The organism is Collinsella sp. SGI.095 (assembly GCF_050314535.1).
GTDB lineage: Bacteria > Actinomycetota > Coriobacteriia > Coriobacteriales > Coriobacteriaceae > Collinsella.
Map to the genome: position 1 here is coordinate 1 of NZ_JBNPNG010000037.1, position 3,864 is coordinate 3,864.

At 60.5% G+C, this 3,864-nt stretch carries 3 protein-coding genes and 1 tRNA gene; 2 read left to right on the forward strand and 2 right to left on the reverse strand.

From position 1 onward, the window contains the following. Positions 1-441: 441 nt before the first annotated feature. The gene (locus ACQRCA_RS08235; RefSeq protein WP_427719860.1) at positions 442-993 is read right to left on the reverse strand and encodes a LemA family protein; all 552 of its coding nucleotides are present in this window, start codon (positions 991-993) and stop codon (positions 442-444) included. A gap of 211 nt (positions 994-1,204) precedes the next feature. Between ACQRCA_RS08235 and ACQRCA_RS08240 the strand changes: the two genes are divergently transcribed. Continuing rightward, a complete protein-coding gene (locus ACQRCA_RS08240; RefSeq protein WP_427719861.1) occupies positions 1,205-1,789 on the forward strand; it encodes a TetR/AcrR family transcriptional regulator in 585 nt (194 codons plus the stop codon). Positions 1,790-1,791: 2 nt separating this feature from the next. Here ACQRCA_RS08240 and ACQRCA_RS08245 read toward each other — a convergent pair. Beyond that, positions 1,792-1,881: transfer RNA gene (locus ACQRCA_RS08245), tRNA-Ser, on the reverse strand. Between the two features lie 51 nt (positions 1,882-1,932). On the opposite strand from ACQRCA_RS08245, the gene tadA reads away from it, so the two are divergent. Beyond that, positions 1,933-3,714 carry a tRNA adenosine(34) deaminase TadA gene (tadA, locus tag ACQRCA_RS08250; RefSeq protein ID WP_427719862.1) on the forward strand — a complete coding sequence of 594 codons (1,782 nt, stop codon included), beginning with the start codon at positions 1,933-1,935 and terminating at the stop codon, positions 3,712-3,714. The last annotated feature ends 150 nt before the right edge of the window (positions 3,715-3,864 follow it).

Genomic DNA, 3,864 nt, shown 5'->3' on the forward strand with positions numbered 1-3,864 from the left:
GAGTGCGCCTGGGTGTGGGCTCCATAAGGAGCTTGGCCCTAGTGACCCCGCGCGGTTCTGTAGGAAAACCGCGCACCAGGAAGAGGTGCGTGCGCGGTTTTCCGGTTGCCGCTCGCCTGGGGTGGGACGGGGCGTACATTTTTGGGAGTTTTCAGCAGCCGGGTGCGCATGCATACGGGATTTTGGGCGAAAGTCAGGCGCCGTGAGCCGCATCCTGTAGAAAATGAGTGATCCCTGAGGTGCTGAGGGCTCAGAATCAGGGTTTTCAACGCGGTTTTGTGGGCCCGTTCCTGTTCCTTTGGGCTCCAGGATGCTGAAAACTCCAAAATTTGCACGCCGCCCACTGGGGTACCTGTGGGCAAAAAGCAACCGTCCCGCCGAAGTATGCATTCGACGGGACGGTTTATGCATATACCCGATTAAGGATACGCTGCGGATCTGTTAGAACTTGACGGTCGGTGCCTGGCGGGCAGCTTCGGCGGCCTCGAAGCCCTGGCGCTCCTTAAACTGGAAGATGCCGGCAAAGATAACGGCCGGGAACGTCTGGATGGCGTTGTTGTAGCTGAGCACGCAGTCGTTGTAGCTCTGGCGCGCGTAGCTCACCTTGTTCTCGGTGTCCTCGAGCGTAGCCTGGAGCTGCATAAAGTTGGTGTTCGCCTTAAGGTCGGGGTAGGCCTCGGCCACGGCAAAGAGCTGGCGCAGTGCACCGGTCAGCACGTTGTCGGCTTCCATTTTGGCCTCGGGGGTGGTGGCGCTTACGGCGGTGTTGCGCGCGTTGATCACGGCGGCGAGCGTGTCCTGCTCGTGCTTGGCGTAGCCCTTGACGGTCTCGACCAGGTTGGGGATCAGGTCGTTGCGGCGCTGCAGCTGCGTGTCGATGTTCTGCCAGGCGTTATCGATACGATTGCGCTTGGTAACCATGTTGTTGTAGATGCCAGCGATGGCGCAGACGATCACAACGACAACAACGATACCGATGATGACGGGAAGCATGATGTCTCCGTTTCGAATGGCAGCGGCGTTTTGCGCCGGCCGTTGTTGGTATAACGTATCTAGTATACCCGCAACCTTTGGCGGTGCCGAACTTTCCGGTAAGCGTTTTGTTTCAACCAGGGAGGGGGCGCCAATATCGAACGGGTGGTACAGGTGTAAGATATGCGACAAATTACGGAATGCTGTCTACGCCTTGAGGATGGCGATACGGATGGACCTTCGCATCAAGAAAACCTATCGTGCCCTGTTCGACGCCTTTACCGAGCTTTTGGAAGAGTATCGGTTTGAGGATTTGACGGTTGCCATGCTTTGCGACCGGGCCCTGATTCGCCGCACGACGTTCTATAAGCATTTTCGCGATAAAAACGATTATTTTGCCTTCTATATCGATGAGCTTATGACGGGCTTGCCGCAAAACCAGACCGACGCAGCGGACGCGGAGCCGCTTGTGGATGTACGGGCGCTTCGCCATGAGGTCTTTGACGATGCCATGAATATGGTACTGGCGCATGAGCAGCTCATGGATAACCTTTTGGCGAGCAGCATGTCGGGCATGCTGACCGGCATGATTTGCGACCGCATCGCGCATTCCATCCGTGAGCGCGTGATGAGCTCGCTTGCCGAAGACGCCCTGGCGCCCGTTTCGCTCGAGACGACATCGGAATTTATCGCCGGTGGCATTATTCGAGTGTTCACAAATTGGTGGGAATCGGGCCACGATCTTGAGCGTCGACCCGAGATGGCCGACGTGATCGATGCGCTGTTTGAGCGCACCATGACGCCGGTGAATCACTAAGGTGGCGGAGAGAGGGGGATTCGAACCCCCGGAACGCTCTCGCGCTCAACGGTTTTCAAGACCGCCGCATTCAACCGCTCTGCCATCTCTCCGTGAGTCGTAATGATAGCATCGTTTTGAATTTGCAACAGGGAAGGCGAACGATGACGATCACCGAAATCGACGAGAAGTTCATGCGCGAGGCGCTGGCGGAGGCGCGCGCCGCTGCGACAGTGGGCGAGGTGCCGATTGGTGCTGTGGTGGTGCGTGCGGGCGAGATTGTCGCGAGGGCGCATAATCGCCGTGAGCTCGACCAGGACCCTTCGGCACATGCCGAGTTTTTGGCCCTGTGCGCCGCCGCTCAGACGCTTGGGCGTTGGCGCCTTTCCGATTGTACGGTCTACGTGACGCTCGAACCCTGCTGCATGTGCGCGGGGCTTATGGTTAACGCGCGCGTGGGGCGTTGCGTGTATGGTGCGGCCGATGCCAAGGCGGGCGCGGTGGGCTCGCTGTATGACCTCAATGCCGATTCGCGCCTGAACCATCGGTTTAATGTGACCGCCGGCGTGCTGGCAGACGAGTGCCGTGAGGTGTTGAGCGGCTATTTTAGTGGGCTGCGTGACACCGATGGTGCTGTCTGCGGTTGTGGGGCCGATCTTGAGGCGCATGTCGCTCATGCCAAGGCACTCACGTGTGCCGAAGATATTGCCGTTGAGGCGGTCGATTTTGGTGTCGCGTGCCGCCGGCCCCGCCGTGTGCTGTTGGCGATCGACTCCTTTAAGGGCAGCGTTTCGAGCGCGCAGGCGGAGGCGGCCGTTGCCGAAGGCGTGTGCCAGGTGTGGCCCGATGCCGAGCTGAGCGCTTTGCCGCTGGCAGATGGTGGCGAGGGAACGCTCGACGCCGTTGCCGCCTGCGGTGGCGAGCTTGTGACCTGCGAGGTTGCAGCCCCCTTGGGCGACCGCGTGTCTGCCCGGATGCTGGTGGACGGCGAGCGCAAGTCGGCCGTAATCGAGATGGCCGAGGCGGCGGGTATTGGGTATTCGCCCTGCACGGAATCGGCGGCGCTTGCGGCTTCGACCTATGGCGTGGGCGAGCTCATGCTTCGCGCGGTCCGTGCTGGGGCAAAGACTATCTATATTGGCTTGGGCGGCAGCGCTACCAACGATGGCGGCGCCGGTATGCTGCAGGCGCTGGGCGCGCATCTTGTCGATGAGTGTGGCTGCAATATCGCCCCCGGTCTTGCGGGCCTTGAGCAGGCAGCGAGCGTTGATTTGGCGCCGGCGCTTGAGGTACTGGGCGGCGTGCGTGTCGTGGTGCTCTCCGATGTCGAGAACCCACTCGTGGGGCGTCGCGGCGCGCTTGCGGTGTTCGGTGGACAGAAGGGCCTGCCGACGGGGGATGCCGAGGCCCTGGGCAAATACGACGGATGGATGGTCGGCTATGGCCGCCTGCTCGATACGGCGATTGCTAGGGCGCGGGCTCAGGGGTTGTTGCGCACACCCGAGGGCGCACGGGCATTTGGCTCGGTGCTCGGCGTGCCCGGCGCGGGCGCGGCGGGTGGCTTGGGTGCCGCACTGCTGGCGCTCGGCGCCGAGTTGCGCTCGGGTGTAGAGACGGTGCTCGACCTCGTGGGGTTTGACGAGCGCGTGTGCGATGCCGACCTGGTCATAACGGGCGAGGGCAATATGGACGAGCAATCCGCCGCCGGTAAGGCGCCGGTGGGCGTGGCCCGTCGTGCGAAGCGATATAGCAAGCCGGTGGTCGCCGTCGTGGGCGGTCGTGCCGACAACCTGGATGCGGTGTATGGGCAGGGTGTCGATCTGGTTCTGCCGATATGCCGCAAGCCCATGAGCCTTGAGGAAGCGCTTGGCATGCAGGAGGCTGTAGCCAATTTGGCGTGCGCAGGCGAGGAGGCTGCCCGAGCATACGATCTTGGTCGAATATAGATATAAATATCCAATCTGATTTGCCTATCCAGCTCGTTATTTGTAAATATATGTTAATTGCGTTGGCATTTTACGGTCTATACTATTGCTGTATCACTGGTGTCGTATGCACCTGTCCGCAAACGGAAATTACATGAAAGGGGCTAGGAT